Source organism: Streptomyces sp. NPDC101776 (assembly GCF_044766845.1).
Lineage (GTDB): Bacteria > Actinomycetota > Actinomycetes > Streptomycetales > Streptomycetaceae > Streptomyces.
This window is the reverse complement of record NZ_JBIWMV010000015.1, coordinates 90549-117219: the sequence shown is the minus strand read 5'-3', so window position 1 is coordinate 117219 and position 26671 is coordinate 90549. Positions and strand designations below refer to the sequence as shown.

Here is a 26671-nt window from a genome sequence, read left to right as displayed (position 1 = left end):
GCGGCGGTCGGCGGCCGTCAACGGTGCCTGAAAGCCCATGTGGCCTGCGGAAACAGGGAGTTGACGGGTCGCTGGGAGGTTTATTGGTCCAATCCACTGAAGCGTCCCTGGTGGGGCCCTGACGGTGTGACGGGACCACCTCGGCCGGTGCCGTCACTCCTCTCGCGCGCGCCCTGTGCTGCATTCGGGTGACTGCGTATGCGGGGTGCCCATTTTGTGCGGATATTGGCCGTTAGTGGATCGATAGCGGATCGGTAGTGGATCGATCCGGACCGGTCCGGGTCGGCTTTCTGAGGAGGCACTCGATGCGTGGAGCCACGCACGCCAAATGGGCCGCTTGCGCAGCGGCGGTAGCCCTCGCGGCGACCGCCTGTGGGGGCGGCGGAAGCAGCGACAGCGGCGGCGGCGGTGACGGCGGCTCGGTGCTCAGCGCCTCCTGGGGTGACCCGCAGAACCCGCTGGAGCCGGCCAACACCAACGAGGTGCAGGGCGGCAAGGTCCTCGACATGGTCTTCCGCGGACTGAAGCGGTACGACCCGAAGAGCGGCAAGGCCGAGGACATGCTCGCCGACAAGATCGACACCACGGACTCGCAGAACTTCACGGTCACCGTCAAGAGCGGCTGGAAGTTCAGCAACGGCGAGGCCGTCACCGCGAAGTCGTTCGTCGACGCGTGGAACTACGGCGCCAGCCTCAAGAACAACCAGAAGAACGCCTACTTCTTCGGATACATCGAGGGCTACGACAAGGTCCACCCCGACAGCGGTTCCCAGTCCGCGAACACGCTCACCGGGCTCAAGGTGACCGGCACCGACACCTTCACCATCAAGCTCACCCAGAAGTTCTCCACCTTCCCGGACACCCTCGGCTACGCGGCCTACTCGCCGCTGCCGTCGACGTTCTTCTCGGACCACGCGGCCTGGCTGAAGAAGCCGGTCGGCAACGGGCCGTACACGATCTCGTCGTACACCAAGGGCTCGCAGATGAAGCTCGTGAAGTGGGACGGCTACACCGGGACGGACAAGGCCGAGAACGGTGGCGTGACCCTCAAGGTCTACACCGACAACAACACCGCCTACACCGACCTGATGGCCGGCAACCTCGACCTCGTCGACGACATCCCGGCCTCGCAGCTGAAGAACGTCAAGAGCGACCTCGGCGACCGGTACATCAACACGCCCGCCGGGATCATCCAGACGCTCGCGTTCCCGTACTACGACAAGAACTGGAACAAGAGCGGTTCGGAGAAGGTCCGCACGGGTCTGTCCATGGCGATCAACCGGGACCAGATCACCAACACGATCTTCCAGAAGACCCGCACCCCGGCCAGCGACTGGACCTCGCCGGTGCTCGGCACCGAGGGCGGCTTCCAGGACGGGTTGTGCGGGGACGCCTGCAAGTACGACCCGACCGAGGCGAAGAAGCTCGTCCAGGAGGGCGGCGGCATCCCCGGCGGGCAGGTCAAGATCACGTACAACGCGGACACGGGCTCGCACAAGGAGTGGGTGGACGCCGTGTGCAACTCCATCAACAACGCGCTCGGCAACGACAAGGCGTGCGTCGGGAACCCGGTCGGCACCTTCGCGGACTTCCGCAACCAGATCGGCCAGCACAAGATGACGGGCCCGTTCCGGGCCGGCTGGCAGATGGACTACCCGCTCATCCAGAACTTCCTCCAGCCGCTCTACTACACCAACGCCTCCTCCAACGACGGCCAGTGGTCCAACAAGGACTTCGACAAGCTCGTCGACCAGGCCAACGCGGAGACGGACACGAGCAAGGCGATCAAGCTCTTCCAGCAGGCCGAGGAAGTCGTCCGGGACAACATGGCCGCCATCCCGCTCTGGTACCAGAACGGCAGCGCGGGCTATTCGGAGCGGCTCTCCAACGTGGCGCTCAACCCGTTCAGCGTCCCCGTCTACAACGAGATCAAGGTCAGCTGAGCCGACTGGGGCGGCCTTCGAAATGGCCGCCCCACTATCCCCGGAGCCCTCATGGGACGGTACGTAATCCGGCGTCTGCTGCAGATGATCCCGGTCTTCATCGGCGCCACACTGTTGATCTTCCTGATGGTGAACGTGATGGGCGACCCCATCGCGGGCCTGTGCGGCGAGCGGCAGTGCGACCCGGCGACGGCCGCCCAGCTCAAGCGGGAGTTCGGCCTCGACAAGCCCGTGTGGCAGCAGTACCTGACCTACATGGGGAACGTCTTCACCGGTGACTTCGGGACGGCGTTCAACGGCCAGAAGGTCACCGAGCTGATGTCGACCGCGTTCCCCGTCACCATCCGGCTCACCGTCGTCGCGATCATCTTCGAGGTCGTCATCGGCATCACGCTCGGGGTGCTCACCGGCCTCAAACGCGGCCGGCCCATCGACACCACGGTGCTGCTGCTCACCCTCGTGGTGATCTCCGTGCCCACCTTCGTCACCGGCCTGCTGCTGCAACTCCTGCTGGGCGTCGAGTGGGGCTGGATCAAACCGTCCGTCTCCCCGGAGGCGACCTTCAGCGAACTGATCGTCCCCGGGCTGGTCCTCGCCTCGGTCTCCCTCGCGTACGTGACCCGGCTGACCCGGACGTCCATCGCGGAGAACAGGCGCTCCGACTACGTCCGCACGGCGGTCGCGAAGGGCCTGCCGAGGCACCGGGTGATCATCCGTCACCTGCTCCGCAACTCCCTCATCCCCGTGGTGACGTTCATCGGCACGGACATCGGCGCGCTGATGGGCGGCGCGATCGTCACCGAGCGGATCTTCAACATCCACGGGGTCGGCTACCAGCTCTACCAGGGCATCGTCCGCCAGAACACCCAGACGGTGGTCGGCTTCGTGACGGTCCTGGTCCTCGTCTTCCTGGTCGCCAACCTCCTCGTCGACCTCCTGTACGCCGTACTCGACCCGAGGATCCGCTATGCCTGAGCAGCCGTTCGAACCGGAACGCGCCATTGCCGGGACCGGCATGGGCGGCGCCATGGACCTCGCCACGAGCGAGGCGGAGACCCTGGAGCAGCAGTCATCAGCCGCCTCCGGCGGACGGGCACCCGGGGGACCGGAAGGCACGGGCCCGCAGGAGCGCCCCCGCTCCCTCTGGTCCGACGCCTGGCGCGACCTGCGCCGCAACCCCGTCTTCATCATCTCCGCGCTGGTCATCCTCTTCCTGGTCGTCATCTCCCTCTGGCCGTCCCTGATCGCCTCGGGCAACCCCCTCAAGTGCGACCTCGCCAAGGCCCAGGAGGGCTCCCAGCCGGGCCATCCCTTCGGCTACGACGGCCAGGGCTGCGACGTCTACACGCGCACGGTGTACGGCACCCGTACGTCGGTGACGGTGGGCGTCCTGGCCACGCTGGGGGTGGCGATCTTCGGGTCCGTCCTCGGCGGACTCGCGGGCTTCTTCGGCGGGATCTGGGACTCGATCCTGTCCCGCCTCACGGACATCTTCTTCGCGATCCCGGTGGTCCTCGGCGGCCTGGTCCTGCTGTCCGTGGTCACCAGCAACACGGTCTGGCCGGTCATCGGCTTCATGGTCCTGCTCGGCTGGCCGCAGATCTCCCGCATCGCCCGCGGCTCGGTCATCACCGCCAAACAGAACGACTACGTCCAGGCCGCGCGAGCCCTCGGTGCCTCCAACTCCCGCCTCCTGCTGCGCCACATCACCCCGAACGCGGTCGCCCCGGTGATCGTCGTCGCCACGATCGCCCTCGGCACCTACATCTCCCTGGAGGCGACCCTGTCCTACCTGGGCGTAGGCCTGAAGCCCCCCACGGTCAGCTGGGGCATCGACATCTCGGCGGCGTCCCAGTACATCCGCAACGCCCCCCACATGCTCCTCTGGCCCGCCGGAGCCCTGGCGATCACCGTCCTGGCGTTCATCATGCTCGGCGACGCGGTACGCGACGCCCTCGATCCGAAGCTGAGGTGACCGGCGTCATGCTGCTCGAAGTGCGGGATCTGCAGGTGGAGTTCAGGACCAGGGACGGGGTCGCCAAGGCAGTCAACGGGGTCAACTACAGCGTGGACGAGGGCGAGACCCTCGCCGTGCTGGGGGAGTCCGGGTCGGGGAAGTCCGTGACCGCGCAGGCGGTGATGGGGATTCTCGATGTGCCGCCGGGGAAGATCACCGGCGGGGAGATCCTCTTCCGGGGCAAGGACCTGCTGAAGTTCAAGGAAGAGGAGCGGCGCAAGGTCCGCGGCGCCGAGATGGCGATGATCTTCCAGGACGCGCTGTCCTCGCTCAACCCCGTGCTCTCCGTGGGCGACCAGCTCGGCGAGATGTTCATCGTGCACAAGGGGATGTCGAGGAAGGACGCGCGGGCCAAGGCGATCGAGCTGATGGAGCGGGTGCGGATCCCGGCCGCCAAGGAACGCGTCCGCGACTACCCGCACCAGTTCTCCGGCGGAATGCGCCAGCGCATCATGATCGCCATGGCGCTCGCCCTGGAGCCGGCGCTCATCATCGCCGACGAACCGACCACCGCCCTCGACGTCACCGTCCAGGCCCAGGTCATGGACCTGCTCGCCGAGTTGCAGCGCGAGCTCAACATGGGGCTCATCCTCATCACCCACGACCTCGGAGTCGTGGCGGACGTGGCCGACAAGATCGCCGTCATGTACGCGGGCCGGATCGTCGAGTCGGCCCCGGTCCACGACATCTACAAGGCGCCCGCCCACCCGTACACCCGCGGCCTCCTCGACTCCATCCCGCGCCTGGACCAGAAGGGGCAGGAGCTCTACGCCATCAAGGGCCTGCCGCCCAACCTCATGCACATCCCGCCCGGCTGCGCCTTCAACCCCCGCTGTCCGATGGCCCAGGACGTGTGCCGGACCGACGAACCCGAGCTGTACGAGGTTGATCAACACCGGGGCAGCGCCTGTCACTTCTGGAGGGAGTGCCTCAATGGCTGAGTCGATCCTGGAGGTGACCGGGCTCGTCAAGCACTACCCCTTGACCCAGGGCATCCTCTTCAAGAAGCAGGTCGGCGCCGTCAAGGCCGTCGACGGTGTGGACTTCACGCTCAACAGAGGAGAGACCCTCGGCATCGTCGGGGAGTCGGGGTGCGGCAAGTCGACCGTCGCCAAGATGCTGGTCAACCTTGAGCGGCCGACCGAAGGGTCGATCAAGTTCAAGGGCGAGGACATCAGCAAGATGTCCGGCCGCGCCCTGAAGGCCGCCCGCCGCAACATCCAGATGGTGTTCCAGGACCCGTACACCTCCCTCAACCCCCGGATGACCGTGGGCGACATCATCGGGGAGCCGTACGAGATCCACCCCGAGGTGGCGCCGAAGGGCGACCGGCGCAAGCGGGTTCAGAATCTGCTGGACGTGGTGGGGCTCAACCCCGAGTACATCAACCGGTATCCGCACCAGTTCTCCGGCGGCCAGCGCCAACGCATCGGCATCGCACGGGGGTTGGCCCTGCGCCCCGAGGTCATCGTCGCCGACGAACCCGTCTCCGCACTCGACGTCTCCGTCCAGGCCCAGGTCATCAACCTCCTCGACCGCCTCCAGGACGAGTTCGACCTCTCCTACATCTTCATCGCGCACGACCTGTCGATCGTCCGCCACATCTCGGACCGGGTCGGCGTCATGTACCTCGGCCGGATCGTGGAGATCGGCAAGGACGAGGAGATCTATGACCACCCGACGCACCCGTACACCCAGGCGCTGCTCTCCGCCGTCCCCGTGCCCGACCCGGACGCGCGCGAGCACCGGGAGCGGATCATCCTGTCCGGCGATGTGCCGTCCCCGACGAACGTGCCGTCCGGCTGCCGCTTCCGCACCCGCTGCTGGAAGGCGCAGGAGCGCTGCTCGATGGAGGTGCCGCTGCTCGCGGTACCGGCCGAGTTCCGGCTCGCGAGCGGGCCCGCCGCGCACGACTCGGCCTGTCACTTCGCCGAGGAAAAGACGGTCGTACCACCGGAAGTGATCCCGGAAGCAACCCCGGACGATCTTGGGAACGGGGCGGAATAGCGGGACGAACAGGTATCAAACGCGTTAACACGCAGGCAACTCGGCCGACCCGGTCTCGATATACGGACGCGTCAACCTGAACGACGTACGGCCGTGCGGGTGCCGTAAACGGACCGGGGCGCGCCATGTCGCCCCGGTCCGTTGCCCGTTGTCAGCGGGTGAGGCCCAACGACCGCTTCAGGAAGTCCACTTGGAGCAGCAGCAGGTTCTCCGCGACCTGTTCCTGCGGGGTCATGTGGGTCACCCCGGACAGCGGCAGCACCTCGTGCGGGCGGCCGGCGGCCAGCAACGCGGAGGACAGCCGCAGGGTGTGCGCGACCACCACGTTGTCGTCGGCGAGACCGTGCACGACCATCAGCGGGCGCTGCGGGTCGGCGGGCGCCGACAGCCCGCCGTCCGTCACCAGACTGCTCTTCGCGTACGACTCCGGGTCCTTGGCCGGGTCGCCGAGGTACCGCTCCGTGTAGTGGGTGTCGTAGAGCCGCCAGTCGGTGACCGGGGCGCCCGCGATGCCCGCGTGGAAGACGTCGGGGCGGCGCAGCACGGCGAGCCCCGCGAGCCAACCCCCGTACGACCAGCCCCTGATGGCGACCCGGGAGAGGTCGAGCGGGTGGCTCTTCGCCAGGTCCTGGAGGGCGTCGATCTGGTCGTCCAGGGAAAGCGTGAAGTCGCGGTGGACGGCCTTCTCCCACGCCGGTGAGCGGCCCGGGGTGCCCCGCCCGTCGGCGACGAGCACCGCGAAACCCTGGTCCGCGAACCACTGCGAGGTGAGGTGCGCGTTGTGCGCGGCGACCACGCGCGGGCCGTGCGGACCACCGTAGGGGTCGAGCAAAACCGGAAGCGGGTCACTGCCGTCGTAGTCCTGTGGCATAAGCAGGGCGCACGGGACGCGCCGTGCGCCCCCCTCGGTGAACGTGATGCGCGGGGACATACCTGGATCTTCGGCGTACGACGCGATGGTCACCGTCTTCCTGCCCTCGCGCAGCACCTGGACCTGCGTGCCCGGCCGGTCCGGCACCGCCGACAGCAGCACGGTCACGCCCCCGGCGCGCACCGCCGAGTGCACGCCGGGCTCGTGCGAGAGACGCTCCAGCCCGAGCTCGTTGACGCGATATACGTGCACCTCGCCGGTCTCCGGGGCGGGCGCGGACTCGCCCGCCGAGGCCGAGACCAGCACATGGTCGTCGGAGACGTCCAGCACCGCGCGGACGTGCAACTGCGGCCCTGTGAGCAGGCGTTCACCCACCGCGAGCACCCGCGCGCCGCCCTCGTCGGCGATCCGCACAAGCCGTCCCGAAGGGCTCCAGCAGGGCACGCCAGGGAAAAGATCCAGCCAAACTGGATCTTCGTCGGCATGCACCATCCGGGTCGCCCCGGTGTCCGGCTCGACGGCCAGGAACAGCTGGCTGCGCTGGTCCCGGGCCTGCACGAGCAGCAGCGGCGCACCCGCCGCTGACCAGTGCACTCGCGCCAGATACGGGTACCGCGCCCGGTCCCAGACGACCTCCGTACGCGTCCCGTCCAACCCGAGCACATACAGCCGTACGTCCGCGTTCGCGGTGCCCGCCGCCGGGTACGCGACCCGCTGCGGCTCACGCTCCGGATGGGCCGGGTCGGCGATCCACCAGCGCTGTACCGGTGTGTCGTCCGCGCGGGCGACCAGCAGCCGGTCCGACTCCGGCGACCACCAGAAGCCACGCGTCCGGCTCATCTCCTCCGCCGCGATGAACTCGGCCAATCCATAGGTGACTTGCTCCGACTCCGGCTCGGCCAGCGCGCGGTCACCGTCACCCTCGGCTTCCACGACGCGCAGGGCGCCGCCGGTGACGTAGGCGATGTGCCGTCCGTCGGGGGCGGGCCGGGGGTCGATCACCGGTCCGGGGACGCGGAGTCGGCGTGTCGTACCCGCCCTCAGCTCGGCCGTGAAAAGCCGCCCTGACAAGGTGAAAGACGCCAACTCGGCCTCGCTGTCGGTGGCGTAGCCGACGATCCCCGCACCGCCCTCACGGGTGCGCTCGCGACGCGCCCGCTCCTCCGCCGAGAGATGCTCCGCGGCACCGCCCAACAGGGCCTGCGGGTCGGCCACCACGCGCTCGGTACCGTCCGCCGGATCGAGGACCCACAGCGCGTTCGCCCGGTCCGTGCCGGAGGCGGAACGCAGGAACACGACCCGCGAACCGTCGGGTGAGACGGTGAACGCGCGCGGCGCGCCGAGCGTGAACCGCTGGGTACGGGCGTGCCGTCGGGGGAAGGAGTCAGCCTCGGTCGTCATACCCCGACCATATTGGCCATGCGCCCCCTTGTGCGGCTGTGCGCCGAGCGATGCGCGAGCGCGGATAGTTATGATCACTAGCGCTAGGTGGGTATGAACCTGCTGGCTGCTGTATGGATTTGCCGTAGGGATCCACCCCATGGATCCATTGCCCCCATAGTCCGACCCCCCTAGTCCCTGGGATCATTGGAGGTGAGCCGCCGTGGCACTCTCGATTTCGGCGGTGGTGCTGCTGGCGATCGTCGTCTTCCTTCTGGTCAAGAAATCAGGGCTGAAGGGCGGACACGCGGTCGTCTGTGTCCTCCTGGGCTTCTATCTGGCCTCCTCGACCATCGCGCCCACGATCAGCGATCTCACGACCAACATCGCGAGCATGATCGGCAGCATCAAGTTCTGACGGTGCCGGCCCCTCGGAGACGGGGGGCTGGACGCTACTCCTGGCCCGTCGGCACGCGCTCGACGCGGGTCCAGCCCCGCCAGCCACGCTCCTTGAGGATCGCCAGCACCCGTTCGGCGCCCGGTGCGGACTTGAGCATGGTCGAGTCCATGAGGGCGACGAACTGATCGTCGAGGCCGTCGTCACCCATCTCACCGGCCTCCACGGCGCGCATCATCAGGCGTTCCAGGATGTCGGCGATCTCGACGATCCGCGGATCGTCGGCCGGCCAGTCGAGTTCCCCGGTGAAGAAGGTGTAGAGCCGCACCATGTCGGGGTCGTCCAGCTCCTCGTGCTTCTGGGCGATCACGGCGTCGATCTGCTGCGGCACCTGTGCGGCGATCATGATCCAGGCATCCCGCTCCAGCTCCATGTACCGTGCCCCGACGCCGAGTCCGCGCAGCCGGTCGAGGTAGTCCACGACGCTCCGTGGGAGCGCCAGGTGCTCACCGGCGGCGAGCCGGGCGAGCCGGCTGCGGGTGTCCTGGAGCCGCCGGATCTCGGCGCGCAGATCCCTGTCGATCTCCTGGACGCCGCCGGCGAACAACTCCGGTCCGGCGTCGAGGAGTTCCTGCACCCTGGCCAGCGGCACGCCGGCGCCGGCCAGGGTGTGGATCCGGATCAGTCGTACGACCGCGGCGGCATCGTAGGTCCGGTACCCGGAGCGGTCGCGCTCGGGCTCGGGGAGCAGCCCGATCCGGTGGTAGTGGCGCACCGCCCGTACCGTCACCCCGGCATACGCCGCCAACTGGCTGATGGTGAGCATGGTTTCAGCCTGCCTCAGGCGATCTTCCGGCGATAGGCGTTCATCGCGAAGACGTACGCCACGACGAGGATGCCCAGGCACCACCCGAGCGCGAGCCAGATGTCGTCGCCGACCGGCCGCCCTGCGAACAGGGCACGGATCGTGTTGACGATCGACGTCACCGGCTGATGCTCGGCGAACCAGCGCACCGGGCCGGGCATCGTCTTCGTGGGCACGAACGCCGAGCTGACGAACGGCAGGAAGATCAGCGGGTAGGCGAACGCGCCCGCCCCCTCGACCGACGACGCGGTGAGCCCGGGGATCACGGCGAGCCAGGTCAGTGCCAGGGTGAACAGGAGCAGGATGCCGGTGACCGCGAGCCATGCCGACACTCCCGCCCCCGAGCGGAAGCCCATGAGCACGGCGACGCCCACGACGAGCACGAGCGCGATCAGGTTGGCGACCAGTGACGTGACGACATGGGCCCACAGCACACCCGACCGCGCGATCGGCATGGACTGGAATCGCTCGAAGATCCCGCTCTTCACATCGGTGAACAGCCGGTACGCGGTGTAGGAGATGCCCGAGGCGATGGTCATGAGCAGGATGCCGGGCAGCAGGTAGTTCACGTACGAGACCGACCCGGTGTCGATGGCGCCGCCGAACACGTAGACGAACATCAGCATCATGGCGACCGGCGTGACGGCGGTCGTGATGATGGTGTCCATGCTGCGTGTGACATGACGCAGGGTCCGCCCCGTGAGCGCGGCGGTGTCGCTGAAGAAGTACGCGGTCATCGTCGGCCCCCAGTCGTGACCGCGAGGAAGATCTCCTCCAGGGTCGGCTGCTTCTCGACGTACTCGACCTTGGCCGGCGGGAAGAGCTGCTTGAGCTCGGCGAGGGTGCCGTTCACGATGATCCGGCCCTGGTGGAGGATGGCGATCCGGTCGGCCAGTTGCTCTGCCTCCTCCAGGTACTGCGTGGTGAGCAGCACCGTCGTTCCGTGGCCGGCGAGTTCCTTGACCGCTTGCCACACCTCGATGCGCGCCTCGGGGTCGAGTCCGGCCGTCGGCTCGTCCAGGAAGACCACCGGCGAGTTCCCGATGAGGCTCATCGCGATGTCCAGCCGACGGCGCATCCCACCCGAGTACGTCGACGCCCGCCGCGCACCCGCCTCGGTCAGCGAGAACCGCCGCAGCAGATCGTCCGCGATCGCGCCCGGGTCCTTGAGGTGACGCAGCCTGGCGACGAGGACGAGGTTCTCCCGACCGCTGAGGATCTCGTCGACGGCCGCGAACTGCCCGGTGAGACTGATGGATTGCCGCACGTCGGCCGGTCGCGCGGCGACGTCGAAGCCATTGACGCTCGCCGTCCCCGCGTCGGCCTTCAGGAGTGTGGCGAGGATCCGCACGGTCGTGGTCTTGCCCGCCCCGTTGGACCCGAGCAGGGCGAAGATGCTGCCCGGCGCCACGTCGAAGTCCACACCGCGCAGCACGTCGAGCGTTCCGTACGACTTCTCCAGACCCCGCACGCGCATCGCCGGACCGGCGATCGTCTGGGCCGTCATGGTCATCCGCCTCCTTCGCGGAGCGGTTCCACACGCGGCTGCGGGGAAGCTCCTGCCGGAAGGATGAAGGGTTGACGCAGCGTCAAGGTCAAGCCGGCGAGGACGGCAACGGGGAAGGCCCAGCCTTCGAGGCGCCCACGCGGCCGGGGTGACGGTGAACCGGGGGCCCGGACGGTGCTGTACCGCAGTTCGAGAATTGCGGAGTTCCTTCAGGGCTGAAGTCGGACGACCACCGAAGGCTCCGTCGTACGACCGGTATCGACAGCTCGGACACGGACAAGTCACTCTTCACGCGCACCGAGTTCCAGAAACCCGAACTCCGGTGCAAGGGGCGGCTTTTCCCAAGAACCACGACGGCGAAAGAACCCTCACCAAGCCCCACCCCACCCCACCCGCCCCGCAGCAGGACCCGGCCCTCACCCATTCGGGTGAACATCATCAACTGGGCTGGATTCCGGACCGGTTGCGTGATCTACGCTCAACGCAGCACCAACTCAGGCTTTGCAGAACAACTGCAGACATACGACGGCCCTCGCCGGGACGGCAATCCCAAGGCGAGGGCCTGACCACCAAGGAAGAAGCGAACTTCCCCGATGGATACGCACGACATTAGCGCGCCCTCGCGCGCCCAGTCCTGGCACACCGCCGACAAACACCCGAAGCAGCGGCACCCCCGTTCGGGACACCCCGGCGTCGGACTCACCCACGACAACGCCCGCCACACCGCCCGCTTCACGGTGATCGGCAACCACCTCGCCCAGCACCCGGAGTTGTCGGCCCTGGCGATCGGACTCGGCGTCCACATCCAGTCCCTCCCGGCAGGCGCCCGCGTCGACATCAAGACGCTCGCGGCCCGCTTCCCCGAGGGCACGACCCGAATCGCCGCCGCGCTACGGGAGTTGGAGACCCACGGCTACCTCCGCCGCGAACGCCACCGCATCCCCGACGGCCGCATCGTCACCCGCACAACCTCCTGCAACCAGCCCGGCCACCGCGGCGAGACAGCCCCCGCACACGCCCCGGCGACGCCGAAGAAGCCGAAGCAGCGCACACCCCGCAAGCCCCTCCCCGCCGTACCGAGTCCCGCGTACCCGGCACCCGCCCTTCTCCAGGCGGCCACCGACCTCCTCGCGGGCCTCCGCCGTCACCACCCCGACCTCCTCCTGTCGGCCTGCGACACGGCCCACCTGGCGCCAGGAGTCGCGGCCTGGCTGGAGCGGGACATCGGCCCCACCGCCGTACGCCACGCGCTGACGGCCGATCTGCCCCCGGAGGGCGTGCGACGGCCCGCAGCGCTCCTGGCGCATCGCCTGGCCGCGCAGTTGCCGCCACCGCCGCCGTTCCGGGCCCCGGCACCACCACCGGCCGTACGGCAGCCCCTCCAGAACTGCGACGGCTGCGAGCGCGCCTTCCGCGCACCTGCCCCAGGGCTCTGCCACGACTGCCGAACCGATCTTCCGGAGGCCGCCTAGCATGAAGGGGACGATCCCTTGCCCCTGGACACAGACCACGAGGAGCGAGCGCCATGACCATCGCCTCGGACAACGCGCAGCAGGGCGCCTCCCACCAGTACCGGGCCATGAGGGACGTCGTGCGGTCCATGGACGACACCCTTCCCGGCAAGTTCGAGATCACCAAGGAAGGGATCGTCCACGACATGATGGCGCCCATCGGTCCGCACGAGCTGACCACGCTCCACCTGCGCAAGCGCCTGGAGAAAGTCATGCCGGACGAACTGGTCGCTCACACGGGTACACCGGATGTGGAAGCTGAAGCCGAGGGCATCATGCGCCATCCCGATGTGATGGTGATCGCGTGGGCAGACATGGACGTGCCGGATTCGTTCGACCCGCGCACGTTGATCGCCGCCATCGAGGTGGTCTCCCGTTCCAACCCGGACAACGACTGGGTCGGCAAGATGCGCGACTACCCCCTGATCGGGATTCCCGTCTATGCCGTCTTCGACCCCCGCACCGGCACCGGCGCCGTCCTCACCGACATCCACACCACCCCCGGCGGCCCCCGCTACGCCACCCGCAAGGACTTCGTCTACGGCGAGGACGTCACCATCGGCGACTGGACGATCCCGACGGACAATCTGCCGCGCTACGGAGACCGGGTCACCGGTGAGTCCAAGCCTTGAACTCTCCGGGTTCCGGACGCCTCGTAGGGTAGGCACATGACCGAACTGCCCTCCCCCACCCTTCGGGCGGGGGGACCCCCATCTCGCTGCGCTCGTCGTCTGCTGCTGGTGCACGCGCATCCGGACGACGAGTCGATCAACAACGGCGCGACGATGGCCAAGTACGTGGCCGAGGGTGCGCACGTGACACTGATCACGTGCACGCTCGGTGAGGGTGGCGAGATCATCCCGCCCGCGCTACGGCATCTGTCGGGCGCCGGGCTGGCCGAGGAGCGGGAGCGGGAGCTCGGCGCCGCCATGAAGGCGCTCGGGGTCACCGATCACCGCCTCTTGGGCGGGCCCGGGCGATACCGGGACTCCGGAATGATGGGCACCTCGGACAACGACGACCCCGGCTGCTTCTGGCGGGCCGATCTCGACGAGGCCGCCGGGCATCTCGTCGAGGTGATCCGCGAGACCCGGCCCCAGGTTCTGGTCACCTACGACCCCGACGGCGGCTACGGCCACCCCGACCACATCCAGGCCCACCGCGTCGCCATGCGCGCCGCCCAACTCGCCGCCGACGCCGGGCAGTCGGTCGCCAAGGTCTACTGGAACCGGGTGCCCCGGAGCGTCGTGGAAGAGGGTTTCGCGCGGCTGCGTGACGCGCTGCCGGAGCTGCCCTTCGACGCGGTGGCCGCCGTGGACGATGTGCCCGGTGTCGTCGACGGGGAGCTGATCACCACTGCCGTCGACGGCAGCGCTTACGACGATGCAAAGATTGCCGCGCTGCGGGCGCACGCCACGCAGATCGAAGTGGCCCCGGATCAGCCGTACTTCGTGTTGTCGAACGAGCTCGCGCAGCCCGTATTCACCACCGAGTACTACGAGTTGGTCCAAGGGGTACCCGGTGCGGTGCCCGAGACCGATCTTTTCGAAGGGCTGGGCCTGTGATGAGTGCCAACCAGGGCGGCGGGAGTCTGCTCGCCCAGCCGTTGCAACGGCCGTCCGGGCTACGGGTGTTGGCCTACCTCGTGCTCTTCGTGCTCGGCGCTGTCGTCGGGGTGGCGGGGGCGCTGGTGCAGGCCGCGTGGTTCCCCGGCGGGCTGCTGCTCGCGCTCGTCGGAGCGGCCGGACTGTTCCTCGGCGGGGCGAGAGCGGCCGACGGGAGGGGCGGGGCCGTGGCGCCCGCCGCCGGCTGGATGGTCGCCGTTGTTCTGCTCACCGCCAGTCGGCCGGAGGGCGACTTCCTCTTCGGCGCGGGAGTCGGTTCCTATCTCTTCCTGCTCGGTGGGATGGCTGTAGCTGTGATGTGCGCCACGTTGGGTTTGGGGCGGCAACCAAGCAGCTCTGACGTCCGACTTGGCAAGTGACGTACCACTTCGCGGTGAGGCGCGCGTGCGAGTCCGGTGTGGGTTTCCCCAGCGGCCGTGGGATACCGCCAAGAAGTGGCCAGTATGGTGGTGCGCGCCGCCGAGTCGCCCGTGGGTGTCGGGCGGCGGAGCCAACCGGGAGAACTTGCCTTGAGTCGTGAAACTGACACTCCGTCCTCCGGGCCCGACGGGCGCGGCGGAGCCGCTTACCCCTCGGGGACCCCGCCGTACGGGACGCCCGCGGCTTCCGACGACCGTACGGATGCGGGGCGTTCGTCCGCGCAGCCGGAGGAACGCAAGACCGAGACGACGCTGACGACCCGGATCCGGATCAACATCCCCGGTTCGCGGCCGATTCCGCCTGTGGTCGTGCGCACGCCCGTCGCGGACACCGGATCCGCCGACGGATCCACGACCGCCGAGACGCAGTTGCCGAGTTCCGCGCTGCCCGCGGGCGTCGTCGAGCCGACCGCCGAACTCGCGCTGCCCGGCGCCGAGGAGAAGACGAGCGACTGGTTCGCGCCCCGCAAGTCCGGCCCCGCGAAGGGCGGTCAGGGCGGTGGCGGCACCAACGGGGCGGGAATTCCCGGCGGTTCGGCCGCGGGTACCCCGAGTGCGCCGGCTCCCGGTGCGCCCGTCGGCAATCGGCCGAGCGGTGCTCGTCCCGGCGGTGTGGTCGGCGGCATGAGCGTCACCGGCGCCAGCCGTCTGCCCGGCGCGGGCGGCGGCACGAACGGCGCCGGAATCGGCGGTGCCACCGGCGCCGGACCCGTCGCCCCCGGACACGGCGGCGGCACCGGCTCCTTCGACGTGACCGAGGCACTGGCGGCCGGACCGCGGGGCCCCAACGGGTCACGCCCGAACGGCGCCCCCGGCCCCAACGTCGGCGGCCCGGGCGAACCGCGCCGCGACGACCTGCCGTACTTCTCGGAGAACGGGCAGCAGGGCGGTTTCCCGGGACCTGCGGGCCCCGGCGGCCAGGGCGGCTATCCCGAGCCCAACGGTCAGGGTGAGCTGGGCGGCTATCCCGGGTCCACCAACGGTCAGGGCGAGCTGGGTGGTTTCCCCGGGTCCAACGGTCAGGGTGAGCTCGGCGGTTTGCCCGGCTCGGGCGGCCCCGGCCCGCGAGCCGAACAGTTCCCCGGGCCGAGCGGGCAGGGCATCGGTCCGGGCGGTCCCGGAGGCCCCGGTGGTCCGGGTGGACCCAGCGGATTCAACGGCCCGAACGGGCGCGGTGGTCCGGGCGGTCCCGAGGGCCCCGCGGGCCCGACCGGCGGTCCGGTCACCGGCAACGGCCTGATGTTGCCGCCCGGCCCCATGGGCGGAGCACCGGGCGCGCCGAGCGGCTACCCCGACGGACCGGGCGGCCCGAACGGCGTCGGCGGTCCCGCTGGACTCGCCGGGCCGGGTGGTCCCGGTGGTCCCGGCGGCCCGGGTGCGACCTCCGGCCGACACGGCGGTCGCGGCAGGCCTGGTAACCCGGGCGGTCCCGGTGCGCCTGGTGGTCCTGGTAACCCCGGTGGTCCCGGCAACCTCGGCGGTCCCGGTGGTCCTGGTGGCCCCGGTGGTCCCGGCGCGGGTCCCGGTGGCCCCGGCATGGGCGGCCCTGGCGGTCCCGGCATGGGACCGGGCGGCCCCGGTGGCGCGAGCCTCCCCGGCGGCATGATCCCCGGCGGTGGTCTCAGCGACGACACCGCGATCCTCACCCCGCAGAAGCCGGCCCCCGGACCGGGTGGCCAGGGCTACGGCGCCCCCGCCGACCAGGTCTCCGGGCACACCGTCACCAGCGGTATGCCGGTCGTGCCGGGTGCCGGGACCTCGCCGTTCGGCACCGGTACCCACCCCGACGGGCCGCTGCCGCACACACCCCCGAAGACGCCCGAGCCCGGTTCGGCGCAGAGCGCGCCCGCCGGGAAGAAGGCGGGCAAGGGCGCGAAGAAAAAGAAGAAGGGCCGCAGCAAGCTGGTCCTGCTCTTCGTCGGCGTGGTCGTCATCGCGGGCGGCGCGTACGGCGCCGGTCTGCTGATGAACCACACCGACGTGCCCAAGGGCACCACCGTGCTCGGCGTCGACATCGGCGGCGGCACCCGTGACGACGCCGTCAAGAGGCTCGACGACGCGTTCGGCGACCGGGTGAACAAGCCGCTGAAGCTGTCGGTCGGCGGCAGGACGGTCTCGCTGAAGCCGGACCAGGCGGGGCTGCAGTTCGACGCCACGGCCACCGTCAGCGCGGCCGCCACCAGCGACTACAACCCGGTCTCGGTGATCGGCTCGCTCTTCGGCCAGCACCGGGTCGTCGACCCCGTCATGCCGGTCGACGAGGAGAAGCTGGCCGCCGCCCTCTCCGACCTCGGCGGTGGCTCCGGCTCCGGCGCGGTCACCGAGGGCACGATCCAGTTCACCTCCGGCAAGGCCGTCGCCGTCTACGGCAAGGCGGGCAAGGCGATCGACGCGACCGCGTCCACCGGCGCCGTCGAGGAGGCGTACCGCAGCGAGGTGGAGACCGGCACGGCCACCACGGTGACCGTCCCGACGACCACCAAGCAGCCGACGATCACCAACGCCGAGGTCGACCGCGAGATGAAGGCCTTCGCGGAGCCGGCGATGTCCGACCTCGTCAAGGTCAAGACGGACACCGGGATCACACTGCCGCTGAGCCCGAAGAACTCCCTGTGGAAGTTCCTCAGGGTGAAGGCCGTGAACGGCAAGCTCACCGACAGCCCCGACCTGGCCGCCCTGAAGACGCTCTACGGCAGTACCTTCGACGGCGTGACGATCACCCGCGCCAGCGGCCAGAAGACGGCCGTCACACCGCAGGAGGTCTACATCGCCCTGCGCCAGGCCCTGATCAGCAAGACCGACCGGGTGGGGATCATCGACACGACCCCCAACTAGGCGGTGGCCGACCGCACGAGGGGGCACCCGGCACCACGCCGGGTGCCCCCTCGGTCGTCCGGAAGCGACCGTCGTACGGCAGGGCATCGGTCGTAGGACATGACATCTGTCATGCGCGACACCGGACCGTCGACACTGCCGGGGACCGGCCCCCGGCGGCCACGATGGACGGCATGACGACAACAGCGGCGACGGCCACCTCGGTGGTCGGGTTCGATCAGGTGAGCAAGAGCTACGGCGATGTACGGGCCGTGGACGGGCTGTCGCTCGTGCTGCACCCGGGGGAGACGGTGGCCCTGCTGGGGCCGAACGGGGCCGGCAAGTCGACCACCCTGGATCTGCTCCTGGGCCTCAAGCAGGCCGACACCGGCAAGGTCAGCGTCTTCGGCACCAGCCCCCGCGAGGCGATCGTCGCCGGGCGGGTGGGCGCGATGCTGCAGAGCGGCGGGCTGATGGACGAGGTCACGGTCGGTGAACTGGTCAAGCTGGCCTGCGACTTGCACCCGAAGCCGTACAAGGTCGGCGATGTCATCGCCCGCGCGGGCGTCACCCAGATCGCCGACCGCAAGGTCAACAAGCTCTCCGGCGGCCAGGCCCAGCGCGTCCGCTTCGCCCTCGCGACCGCCGGTGACAGCGATCTGATCGTCCTCGACGAGCCGACCACCGGCATGGACGTCTCCGCCCGGCAGGCCTTCTGGGCCACCATGCGCGAACAGGCCGACCAGGGCCGTACGGTCCTCTTCGCCACCCACTACCTCGAAGAGGCCGACGCCATCGCGGACCGCGTCCTGGTCCTGCACCGCGGCCGGCTGCTCGCCGATGGCACCTCCGCCGAGATCAAGGCGAAGGCCGGCGCCCGCCGGATCGCCTTCGACCTGGACGGCGAGATCGACGAGGCCCCGATCCGGTCCCTCCCCTTCCTCACCTCGGTCGACGTATCCGGCCAGACGATCCGTATCCAGTCCACCGACGCCGACGCGACCGTCCACGCGCTCTACGGCCTCGGCGTCTACCCCCGCAACCTCGAAGTCGCCGGGCTCGGCCTGGAGCAGGCCTTCGTCGCCATCACCACCGCCGAGGAGGCCAAGCAGTCATGCTGAATACATTTGCTTCGCGGGGCCTGATCAAGCTGGAACTCACCCGCGCCCTGCGCAACCGCAAGTTCCTGTTCTTCTCGGTGATCTACCCCTCCGTCATCTTCCTGCTCGTCTCCAACCAGACCGGCAACGTCGCCGGCACCGGCCTGAGCATCGCGAAGTACGTCATGGTCTCGATGGCCTCCTTCGGCGCCCTGACCGCCGTCCTGATGGGCAACAGCGAGCGCATCGCCAAGGAGCGCGAGAACGGCTGGGTACGGCAGTTGAGGCTGACCCCGCTGCCCGGGCACGGCTACGTCCTCGCCAAGACCGCGAGCGCCGCCGTCGTCAGCCTGCCGTCCATCGTGGTCGTCTTCATCGTCGCGGCCCTGGTGAAGGACGTACGGCTGGACGCCTGGCAGTGGCTCGCGCTGACCGGCGCGATCTGGGCCGGCAGCCTGGTCTTCGCGGCGCTCGGCGTGGCCATCGGCTACCTCGCCAGCGGGGACGCGGTCCGGCCGATCACGATGATCGTCTACTTCGGCCTGTCGATCCTGGGCGGCCTCTGGTTCCCGTCCTCGACCTTCCCGACCTGGCTCCAGGACATCGCCAAGTGGCTGCCCACGCACGCGTACGCTGCGCTGGGGCAGGCCATCGAGCAGAGCCAGTCGCCCCACGCCAAGGACGTCACCCTCCTCGTCGTCTACTTCGCGCTCTTCGCGGGCGGGGCGGCGTGGCTGTACCGGAAGGACACGCTGAAGGCGTGAGCGCGATGACGGAAGACCTGCGGTCCGACGAGGAGGCCCGGGCGGACCGCCTGGTGCGGATCGGGCAGCCGCCCCGCAACCGGGGCGAGGTACTGCGCAAGCTGGTGTGGATCCTGCCCTGGCTGGTCTTCCTCGGCGCGCCCGTGCGGGACCTGCTGGCCGACCATCACACCACCTCGGCCACGGCGGCCGGCTGGGTGGGCCTGGTGGCCTTCACCGGGACCTACCTGGCCGTCGTGTTCCGCACCGTGGGCCGCCCCTACTCCGGCTGGGCCGTCGCCGCGCTGGTCGCCATGATGTGGGTGCTGGCCGTCGCGCTGGCCCTCAGCCTCGGCAACTCCTGGCTCGGCCTCTTCGTCTACGTCTCCGTCTCCTGCGGCGTGGCCCTGCCCCTGAGCGCCGCGTACTGGACGATCCCGCTGACCACCGCGGCCATGATGCTGGCGGGCTGGTTCGTCGACGACCTGGACGAAGCCTGGGGCCTGTTCCTGGTGGTGTTGCTGGTGGGCTACTCGATGACGGGCGTACGGCAACTCGTGCGCACGACGGTCGAGTTGCGCAAGGCGAGGGCCACGGTCGCCCAACTCGCGGCGAACGAGGAGCGGTTGCGCCTGGCCCGCGACCTGCACGACCTCCTGGGCCACTCCCTCTCCCTGATCACACTGAAGAGCGAGCTGGCCGGCCGGATGCTCCCCGACCACCCCGACAAGGCGGCCCAGCAGGTCGCGGACATCGAACAGGTCAGCCGCCAGGCCCTGGTGGACGTCCGCGAGGCGGTCACCGGCTACCGTCGCCCCCGCCTGGCCGGCGAACTCGCGGGCGCCCAGGTCGCGTTGACGGCGGCCGGAGTCATCGCCGACCTCCCCGCCGAACCGGACCTCACCACCGTCTCCGAGGAACGCGAGTCCGCCCTCGCCTGGGCCCTGCGCGAGGCGACCACCAATGTCGTACGGCACAGCGGCGCCCGGCGCTGCGTGGTCGAACTGGTCCGACGCCAGACCCTGGACGGCCCGACGCTCGAACTCTCCGTCGAGGACAACGGCTCGGGCGGCTCGGGCAAGGGCCCCGGCAACGGTCTGACGGGCCTGGGCGAGCGCCTCGCGAAGGTCGGCGGCTCCCTGGAGGCTTCCCGCCTCAAACACGGCTTCCGGCTGGTCGCACGGGTGCCGGCGGGCACTCCGCCCACCTCGACGGACGTAGGATCGCCCGCATGAGCCGTACGATCAAGGTCCTCCTCGCCGAGGACCAGTCGATGGTCCGCGAGGCACTGGCCGCACTGCTCGGCCTGGAGGACGACATCGAGGTCGTCGCCCAAGTCGCGCGCGGCGACGAGGTGTTGGCGGCGGCCCGACAGCACGCCGTGGACGTGGCCCTCCTCGACATCGAGATGCCGGGCTGCACGGGCATCGAGGCGGCGGCCCAGGTCCACAAGGCGCTCCCCGAGGTGAAACTGGTCGTCCTCACGACCTTCGGCCGCCCCGGTTACCTCCGCAGCGCCATGGAAGCGGGCGCGGACGCCTTCCTGGTCAAGGACGCCCCCGCGGCCCAACTGGCGCAAGCAGTGCGGAAGGTACTGACCGGGGAGCGGGTCATCGACCCAACGCTGGCCGCAGCGGCGCTCGCCGGGGGCGCGAACCCTCTGACCGACCGCGAGCGCGAGATCCTGAGGGCAGCGGCAGAAGGCTCCACCAACGCCGAACTGGCAACGACCCTCCATCTGTCACAGGGCACGGTCCGCAACTACCTCTCGACAGCCATCCAGAAACTGGCGGTACGGAACCGGGCAGAGGCGGTGCGCATCGCAAGGGAGAAGGGCTGGCTGTAGACACAGGCCAGGGCAGCTCACCCAGGGGCGCGGGGCTGTATCGATTTGCGGCTCCGCCGCGTGGGCGCGACCAGCCACGACGCGCCTGCGCACGCAAGACGACCAGAGCTCAACGGCGCATAGGTGAAGGTCAGTTCAACCTGGAGCGAGCCGACCGCGCCTGCCCCCGCACCCGATCGGCAGCAGGTTCATCCACCACCGCCACCACCTCCGCATACGCCTCCAGTTCGGCCGCCCCACTGAGGAAATCCCCCCGCTCAACCAGCAGTTGAGCCCGCTCATACCGCAACCGCGCGGGATGCGAAGGCATCACCAACGCCAACTCCACAGCCCACAAAGCAACATCCGACCGCTCCGGCCGAGCCGCAGCCCACGCCCGGATGTTGTTCAGGACACGGGACACAACCTCCAAAGGCGCCGCGGGCACAAGCATCGAGGGCTCCAGCGAAGCCCCCGTCGCCCCCGCCACCAACAACTCCGCGTCCCCGCCCGTCAACACCCTCCCCCCGTCGAACGGATCGGCCAGCACCTGCTCCTCCGCCGCCCCGAACCCCACGACGAAGTGCCCCGGCAGAGCGACCCCGTACACCGGAGCCCCCGCCCGCCGAGCGACCTCCATCCACACCACGGACAACAGGATCGGCAGCCCGCGCCGGCGCCGCAGCACCGCGTGCAGCAACGAGGACTCCAGCCGCTGGTAGTCGCCGGGCGTACCGCGGAACTCGAAGCGGACGCCCAGGAGTTGACGCAGCGCGCTCGCCCAGGCCGCCGGCCCGCCGGGCCGGAACGGCAACTGCCCCGCCAGCCGGTCCAGTTCGACCTGTGCCGAGTCGATGCCCGCGTCGTCCAGCGCCCCGTCCGCCGCCGCCCCCACCAGCAGGCAGAGCGTGACCAGATCGGGCCGCTCGGACCGAGCCTCCTCGGCGAACAGGCGACGCAATTCGGCGAACCGTTCGGCCGGCGGCGGCCAGGGCGCGGACATGGCGAACTCGTACCCCCTCACGACGATCCGTGCGGGCCGGAATCAGCAGGGACCACAGGCTCGCGGTAGTGGTGATAGGCGTGATGCGCCCCGAACCCCATCCCCGTGTACAGCGCCCGCGCCCCCGCGTTGTCCGCCTCGACCTGCAACCACGCGGCCGACGCCCCCTCGTCCAGCGCCCGCGAGGCCAACGCGGCCATGACGAGCGAGGCCAGCCCCCGCCGCCGTAGCGCGGGATCGACCTCGACGGCCGCGAACCCGGCCCATCGCCCGTCGACGACACACCGCCCGATCGCGGCGGGCTCGTCACCGTCACCGGGCACCGTCGCGAACCACACCGAAGGGCCGCTCCCCAGCACCTTCAGAGCCACCTCGCTCACCCCCTTGCGCTGATAGCGGGCCAGCCACGCCTCGTCGGCCGTCCGGGATAGGACGACGCCGGACGCGTCGGCCCGGTCGGCGATCGGGGCCAGCGCGCCGACCCACAGCTCGGCGGTCACCTCACGGGTCCAGCCCCGCTGTTCCAACTCGGCGCAGAGCGGCTCCTGGGTGCCGTCGGCGCCGGTCGCGGTCTGGATGTACGCGGGCAGGCCGCGGTCGCCGTACCACCGTCGTACAGCGGTGAGGGCCGCGTCGAGGGGCAGGCCGGGATCGCCGAGCGGCAGCGCGGAGTTGGCGCGCCGGGTGAACCCGGCGGCGGCGCGCAGCTCCCACTCGCCGAGCCGCTCGCCCTCCACCGGCTGCCAGCCGCGCGCGGAGACCTGCGCCAGTTCGCGGTACGCGGCGGAAGGTCCTCGGCGACGGGCCGGAGCGGCCGGCACGACCTTGCCGGCCACCAGCGAGGATTCCGAAATACGCACGGACTCCCCACCCTTCCGTGTGATCGTCAGCACACCGCTGTCCCATGATGTGAGAACACCCACCGTGTCGGTGAACTTCTCCGTCGTGTCTTCAGCACCTGTCAAGCGCCTGACGGACACCCGTTTGCCCACGTCAGCAGCGGTGATCCGGACCTCAAGACGTCCGGCCGCAGAGATTTCCACAGGTCAGTTCACCCCTCCTGTATGGATCACGCCCCGGAACGGAGATACTAGGTGCGGGCATGGACGACGCCGCGCTCCAGCGCGCCTGGCGGCGGAGCCTACGGAGGCCCGCCAGCGCCCTATCGAGGAGGAACGACAGCGTGACCTACGTCATCGCGCAGCCTTGTGTCGACGTCAAGGACAAGGCGTGCATCGAGGAGTGCCCGGTCGACTGCATTTACGAGGGCTCCCGGTCCTTGTACATCCACCCGGACGAATGCGTCGACTGCGGCGCCTGTGAGCCGGTGTGCCCGGTCGAGGCGATCTTCTACGAGGACGACACTCCCGAGGAGTGGAAGGACTACTACAAGGCGAACGTCGAGTTCTTCGACGAGCTCGGTTCCCCGGGCGGCGCCAGCAAGCTGGGCCTGATCGAGCGCGACCACCCCTTCGTCGCCGCGCTGCCGCCGCAGAACCAGGGCGAGTAAGAGCGGCCCGCACAGACGCGCGCGCCGCCTCGGTCCCGTACGGCCAGATCGCCCCGGTCGCCGTACGGGGCCGAGGCGTTTGCCGTACCGGCCGTGTCGGGGGTGCCGCGCGTACTGGGCGTACCTGGCGTACCGAAGAAAGTGAGCGAGTAACCGTGTCCGCAGTCACCGATCGCCTCCCCACCTTCCCCTGGGACAAGCTGGAGCCGTACAAGAAGACGGCGACGGCACACCCGGACGGCATTGTCGACCTGTCGGTCGGCACCCCGGTGGACCCGGTCCCCGATCTGATCCAGAAGGCCCTGATCGACGCGGCCGACTCGCCCGGCTATCCGACGGTCTGGGGTACCCCGGCCCTGCGTGACGCGCTCACCGGCTGGGTCGAGCGCCGCCTCGGCGCCCGGGACGTCACCCACCGCCACGTCCTGCCGATCGTCGGCTCCAAGGAACTCGTCGCCTGGCTCCCCACCCAACTGGGCCTGGGCCCCGGCGACCGCGTCGCCTACCCCCGCCTGGCCTACCCGACGTACGAGGTGGGCGCCCGCCTGGCCCGCGCCGAGTACGAGGTCTACGACGACCCCACGACCCTCGACCCCGAGGGCCTGAAGCTCCTCTGGCTCAACTCGCCCTCGAACCCGACCGGCCGGGTGCTGGGCAAGGACGAGCTGACCCGGGTCGTCGCGTGGGCGCGCGAGCACGGCATCCTCATCTTCTCGGACGAGTGCTACCTCGAACTGGGCTGGGAGGCCGACCCGGTCTCGGTCCTGCACCCGGACGTCAACGGCGGTTCCTACGACGGGCTCGTCGCGGTTCACTCCCTCTCCAAGCGCTCGAACCTCGCGGGCTACCGCGCGGCCTTCCTGGCCGGCGACCCGGCGGTCCTGGCTCCGCTCCTGGAGATCCGCAAGCACGGCGGCATGATGACCTCGGCCCCGACCCAGGCAGCGGTGGTGGCGGCCCTGGCCGACGACACCCACGTCCAGGAACAACGCGAGCGCTACCTTGCCCGCCGGTCGCTGTTGCGTGAGGCCCTCGTGTCCCACGGCTTCCGCATCGAACACAGCGAGGCAAGCCTCTACTTGTGGGCGACGCGCGACGAGTCCTGCTGGGACACGGTGTCCCACCTCGCCGACTTGGGCATCCTGGTGGCCCCGGGCGACTTCTACGGAGAAGCGGGCGAGACTTTCGTACGAGTGGCCCTGACGGCTACGGATGAACGAGTAAGGGCAGCTGTAAACCGGCTCGGCTGAAGGCTTTTTGCCTTTAGGGGCGCGGGGAACCGCGCGACAAGCCCCCACCGGCCGCAAGCCGAAAAACAACGCAATGAAGGGGTCCAGGGAACTCCCTGGACCCCTTCAGCCAAGGCCCACTCAGCCAAGCGGCAGACCCTTAAGGGGCAGCTCCTGAGCCTTGGGCAGTCCACCCTTGGTCACCGCGTCCGTCGGCAACCCGCCACCCGCCGTCGCGGTCTTCGCCGTCTCGCCGAGCAGGCCACCCGCCTGCCCCGCCGTATCCCCGGCGACGTGCTGCGCGGCCGGAGCCACCGTCTTGGCAACCTTCCCACCGGTCTTGCCTGCGGCCGGCACCGCCTTCTCCAGCGTCTGGCCACCGGACTTGCCGGCGACCCCCGTGACGTTCTGGCTCGCGCCGTCGACCGTGTTGCCGACGCTCGCCCCGTCCAGGGCGGTCAGCGCGCCCAGGTTCGGGGTGGCCGGCAGGGAGGGGGCCGCACTGGCGGAGCCGGCCGCACCGACCCCGGCTGCCGCTCCCGCTGCGACGAGCAGCGCGGCACGGGCGATCCGGCGGGTCAGGGGGAGGGACATGAGACTCCTTGTGTTGATCTCCGGGCTCGGACGCAGTGACTACCGCTCGAAGCGCGCGAAGGTTGCGGAGCGGCAACGTAAAGAGTTGGCAATGCGTCGCATTATCAGCTACGGATAAAAACGGACAAAGAGCGCCCGGTGTGAAAGCCTGCAGAATGCCCGCAGCCCTTTGTTTCCAAGGACTTCGGCGCACACGAGGACGTCCGTGTGAAAACCCGACCACACCCGACCCCGGATCGACCACGCATAACCCCTGCGGGTGAGGACCCGTACTACTGCTCGACCTGCCCCTGGGTCACGATGCGGACCCCGCCGGAAGCCTTCGAGGCGGTCGAGTGCCACGGGTCGTCCGCGCTGCCGGCGGCCCACTCGCGGCCGGCGTACGACACGCGCTCGATGTGCAGCTCCGAGGAGTTGGCCACCGCCCAGTGCGCGAGTTGCCAGCCGGTCCGCGTGCTGCCGGACTTCACCGGCAGGGTCACCGTGCTGCTCCCGCCCGTGGCGCTCGCGCCGGGCGTCGGCGTGGACTCGGCCCCGGACCCGGACTCTGATTCCGCCTTGACCTTGTCCGCGGACGTCGAGCCCCCGGTCACCTCCGCGCCCGTCTCCTTCAGCACCGTGCGCCCGAAGTCCCGTACCAGCGCGGCCCGTACGGCGTCCGGGCCGGTGGCGGCCACGGTGGAGTCCGGGAGACCCTGGCAGGTCAGCGTGGCGGCCGCCTGGCCCGTGAGGGCGGCGGACAACAGCGTGGCCTCGGGCTCGTGCTTGGCGTACGCCTCCGGGTAGCCGCTGCGCTGCACGCGCTGCGCGGCGACGGTGAGGGGGAGCTTCTGGTAGTCGTCCACCTTGGCCAGGTGCTCGTAGAAGACGCCCGCCGCGTACGTCGGGTCCAGGATCTCCTTCTTGGTGCCCCAGCCCTGCGAGGGCCGCTGCTGGAACAGGCCGAGCGAATCCAGGTCGCCGTGCTGGATGTTGACGAGCTGCGACTCCTGGAGGGCGGTCGCGAGCGCGATCGTGACGGCCCGCTCCGGCATCCCGCGCCCGGTGCCGACGGCGGCGATCGTCGCCGCGTTCATCGTCTGCTCCTGCGAGAACTCGTACTTCTGGCCGTCGTCCTTGCCGGAGACCACCTTGCAACCGGGCCCGCCCCGGCCGCCGGTGACGTACTGGACGACCAGATAGCCCGCGACCGCGAGCAGCACGACGAAGGCCGAGAGGAAACGAAAGAGGCGGCCTCGTCGACGCTTCTTGGGGGTGGGGGACTGCAGCATCCCCACAAGGTACTGGAGGCTCCTGTTACCGGTGCGCCGG

At 69.8% G+C, this 26671-nt stretch carries 25 protein-coding genes; 17 read left to right on the top strand and 8 right to left on the bottom strand.

Annotated features, from left to right (window positions below; all coding sequences use genetic code 11):
• Window positions 1–305 precede the first annotated feature (305 nt).
• Genes ACIRRY_RS35535 through ACIRRY_RS35515 form a run of 5 tightly spaced genes read left to right on the top strand, consistent with a single transcriptional unit; the run spans window position 306 to window position 5967 of the window.
• Window positions 306–1943 carry an ABC transporter substrate-binding protein gene (locus tag ACIRRY_RS35535; protein ID WP_403981115.1) on the top strand — a complete coding sequence of 546 codons (1638 nt, stop codon included), beginning with the start codon at window positions 306–308 and terminating at the stop codon, window positions 1941–1943.
• A 51-nt stretch (window positions 1944–1994) separates the two neighbouring features.
• Window positions 1995–2918, top strand: a complete 924-nt coding sequence (locus ACIRRY_RS35530) for an ABC transporter permease (RefSeq protein WP_403981113.1) — start codon at window positions 1995–1997, stop codon at window positions 2916–2918.
• Window positions 2911–3918, top strand: a complete 1008-nt coding sequence (locus ACIRRY_RS35525; RefSeq protein ID WP_403981111.1) for an ABC transporter permease — start codon at window positions 2911–2913, stop codon at window positions 3916–3918. The genes ACIRRY_RS35530 and ACIRRY_RS35525 overlap by 8 nt, the downstream gene beginning before the upstream one ends.
• Window positions 3919–3926: 8 nt before the next feature.
• Window positions 3927–4901 (top strand): ABC transporter ATP-binding protein, encoded by a 975-nt coding sequence (locus tag ACIRRY_RS35520; protein WP_329256820.1) that lies wholly within the window; start codon window positions 3927–3929, stop codon window positions 4899–4901.
• Window positions 4894–5967, top strand: coding sequence for an ABC transporter ATP-binding protein (locus ACIRRY_RS35515; RefSeq protein WP_403981109.1), 1074 nt, complete (start codon window positions 4894–4896; stop codon window positions 5965–5967). The genes ACIRRY_RS35520 and ACIRRY_RS35515 overlap by 8 nt, the downstream gene beginning before the upstream one ends.
• A 151-nt stretch (window positions 5968–6118) precedes the next feature.
• On the opposite strand, the gene ACIRRY_RS35510 is transcribed toward ACIRRY_RS35515, so the two are convergent.
• Window positions 6119–8239, bottom strand: a complete 2121-nt coding sequence (locus ACIRRY_RS35510) for a prolyl oligopeptidase family serine peptidase (RefSeq protein ID WP_403981106.1) — start codon at window positions 8237–8239, stop codon at window positions 6119–6121.
• A 202-nt stretch (window positions 8240–8441) separates the two neighbouring features.
• Between ACIRRY_RS35510 and ACIRRY_RS35505 the strand changes: the two genes are divergently transcribed.
• A complete protein-coding gene (locus ACIRRY_RS35505; protein WP_019058412.1) occupies window positions 8442–8636 on the top strand; it encodes a hypothetical protein in 195 nt (64 codons plus the stop codon).
• Between the two features lie 34 nt (window positions 8637–8670).
• Here the strand turns inward: ACIRRY_RS35505 and ACIRRY_RS35500 are convergent, their stop codons facing one another.
• From ACIRRY_RS35500 to ACIRRY_RS35490, 3 genes are read right to left on the bottom strand one after another with little or no spacing between them, the layout of a single operon-like run.
• Window positions 8671–9441, bottom strand: coding sequence for a MerR family transcriptional regulator (locus tag ACIRRY_RS35500; RefSeq protein ID WP_403981104.1), 771 nt, complete (start codon window positions 9439–9441; stop codon window positions 8671–8673).
• Window positions 9442–9455: 14 nt separating this feature from the next.
• Window positions 9456–10217 carry an ABC transporter permease gene (locus ACIRRY_RS35495; RefSeq protein WP_403981101.1) on the bottom strand — a complete coding sequence of 254 codons (762 nt, stop codon included), beginning with the start codon at window positions 10215–10217 and terminating at the stop codon, window positions 9456–9458.
• On the bottom strand, window positions 10214–10987 hold the full coding sequence (locus ACIRRY_RS35490; RefSeq protein WP_403981099.1) for an ABC transporter ATP-binding protein: 774 nt from the start codon (window positions 10985–10987) through the stop codon (window positions 10214–10216). The genes ACIRRY_RS35495 and ACIRRY_RS35490 overlap by 4 nt, the downstream gene beginning before the upstream one ends.
• A 593-nt stretch (window positions 10988–11580) precedes the next feature.
• Here ACIRRY_RS35490 and ACIRRY_RS35485 point away from each other — a divergent pair.
• The 9 genes from ACIRRY_RS35485 to ACIRRY_RS35445 all read left to right on the top strand — a co-directional run bounded on the left by ACIRRY_RS35485 (window position 11581) and on the right by ACIRRY_RS35445 (window position 21045).
• Window positions 11581–12459, top strand: coding sequence for a helix-turn-helix domain-containing protein (locus ACIRRY_RS35485; protein WP_403981097.1), 879 nt, complete (start codon window positions 11581–11583; stop codon window positions 12457–12459).
• Window positions 12460–12512: 53 nt separating this feature from the next.
• Window positions 12513–13130, top strand: coding sequence for a Uma2 family endonuclease (locus tag ACIRRY_RS35480; RefSeq protein ID WP_403981095.1), 618 nt, complete (start codon window positions 12513–12515; stop codon window positions 13128–13130).
• Between the two features lie 36 nt (window positions 13131–13166).
• Window positions 13167–14063, top strand: a complete 897-nt coding sequence (gene mshB / locus ACIRRY_RS35475; protein WP_403981093.1) for an N-acetyl-1-D-myo-inositol-2-amino-2-deoxy-alpha-D-glucopyranoside deacetylase — start codon at window positions 13167–13169, stop codon at window positions 14061–14063.
• Window positions 14063–14482 (top strand): DUF6113 family protein, encoded by a 420-nt coding sequence (locus tag ACIRRY_RS35470; protein WP_403981091.1) that lies wholly within the window; start codon window positions 14063–14065, stop codon window positions 14480–14482. The genes mshB and ACIRRY_RS35470 overlap by 1 nt, the downstream gene beginning before the upstream one ends.
• A gap of 150 nt (window positions 14483–14632) precedes the next feature.
• Entirely contained in the window at window positions 14633–17377 is a 2745-nt protein-coding gene (locus ACIRRY_RS35465; protein ID WP_403981089.1) for a hypothetical protein, read from the top strand.
• 173 nt (window positions 17378–17550) lie between these two features.
• Window positions 17551–18477 carry an ABC transporter ATP-binding protein gene (locus ACIRRY_RS35460; RefSeq protein WP_403981086.1) on the top strand — a complete coding sequence of 309 codons (927 nt, stop codon included), beginning with the start codon at window positions 17551–17553 and terminating at the stop codon, window positions 18475–18477.
• Entirely contained in the window at window positions 18471–19220 is a 750-nt protein-coding gene (locus ACIRRY_RS35455; RefSeq protein ID WP_403981083.1) for an ABC transporter permease, read from the top strand. The genes ACIRRY_RS35460 and ACIRRY_RS35455 overlap by 7 nt, the downstream gene beginning before the upstream one ends.
• Complete coding sequence (locus ACIRRY_RS35450) at window positions 19217–20434, top strand: sensor histidine kinase (RefSeq protein WP_403981080.1); 1218 nt, start codon at window positions 19217–19219, stop codon at window positions 20432–20434. The genes ACIRRY_RS35455 and ACIRRY_RS35450 overlap by 4 nt, the downstream gene beginning before the upstream one ends.
• A complete protein-coding gene (locus ACIRRY_RS35445) occupies window positions 20431–21045 on the top strand; it encodes a response regulator (protein WP_403981077.1) in 615 nt (204 codons plus the stop codon). Before ACIRRY_RS35450 ends, ACIRRY_RS35445 begins: the two co-directional genes overlap by 4 nt.
• Before the next feature lie 130 nt (window positions 21046–21175).
• Here the strand turns inward: ACIRRY_RS35445 and ACIRRY_RS35440 are convergent, their stop codons facing one another.
• Together ACIRRY_RS35440 and ACIRRY_RS35435 are read right to left on the bottom strand one after the other, a co-directional pair.
• Window positions 21176–22027, bottom strand: coding sequence for a tetratricopeptide repeat protein (locus tag ACIRRY_RS35440; RefSeq protein WP_403981074.1), 852 nt, complete (start codon window positions 22025–22027; stop codon window positions 21176–21178).
• A 17-nt stretch (window positions 22028–22044) separates the two neighbouring features.
• Entirely contained in the window at window positions 22045–23070 is a 1026-nt protein-coding gene (locus ACIRRY_RS35435; RefSeq protein WP_403981072.1) for a GNAT family N-acetyltransferase, read from the bottom strand.
• A gap of 140 nt (window positions 23071–23210) precedes the next feature.
• Between ACIRRY_RS35435 and fdxA the strand changes: the two genes are divergently transcribed.
• Both fdxA and ACIRRY_RS35425 read left to right on the top strand, forming a co-directional pair.
• The gene (gene fdxA / locus ACIRRY_RS35430; RefSeq protein ID WP_200686623.1) at window positions 23211–23537 is read left to right on the top strand and encodes a ferredoxin; all 327 of its coding nucleotides are present in this window, start codon (window positions 23211–23213) and stop codon (window positions 23535–23537) included.
• A gap of 155 nt (window positions 23538–23692) precedes the next feature.
• Complete coding sequence (locus tag ACIRRY_RS35425; RefSeq protein ID WP_403981068.1) at window positions 23693–24787, top strand: bifunctional succinyldiaminopimelate transaminase/glutamate-prephenate aminotransferase; 1095 nt, start codon at window positions 23693–23695, stop codon at window positions 24785–24787.
• Window positions 24788–24907: 120 nt separating this feature from the next.
• Here the strand turns inward: ACIRRY_RS35425 and ACIRRY_RS35420 are convergent, their stop codons facing one another.
• Together ACIRRY_RS35420 and ACIRRY_RS35415 are read right to left on the bottom strand one after the other, a co-directional pair.
• On the bottom strand, window positions 24908–25360 hold the full coding sequence (locus ACIRRY_RS35420; RefSeq protein ID WP_403981065.1) for an ATP-binding protein: 453 nt from the start codon (window positions 25358–25360) through the stop codon (window positions 24908–24910).
• Window positions 25361–25632: 272 nt separating this feature from the next.
• Complete coding sequence (locus tag ACIRRY_RS35415) at window positions 25633–26631, bottom strand: heavy metal transporter (RefSeq protein ID WP_403981062.1); 999 nt, start codon at window positions 26629–26631, stop codon at window positions 25633–25635.
• Window positions 26632–26671 lie beyond the last annotated feature (40 nt).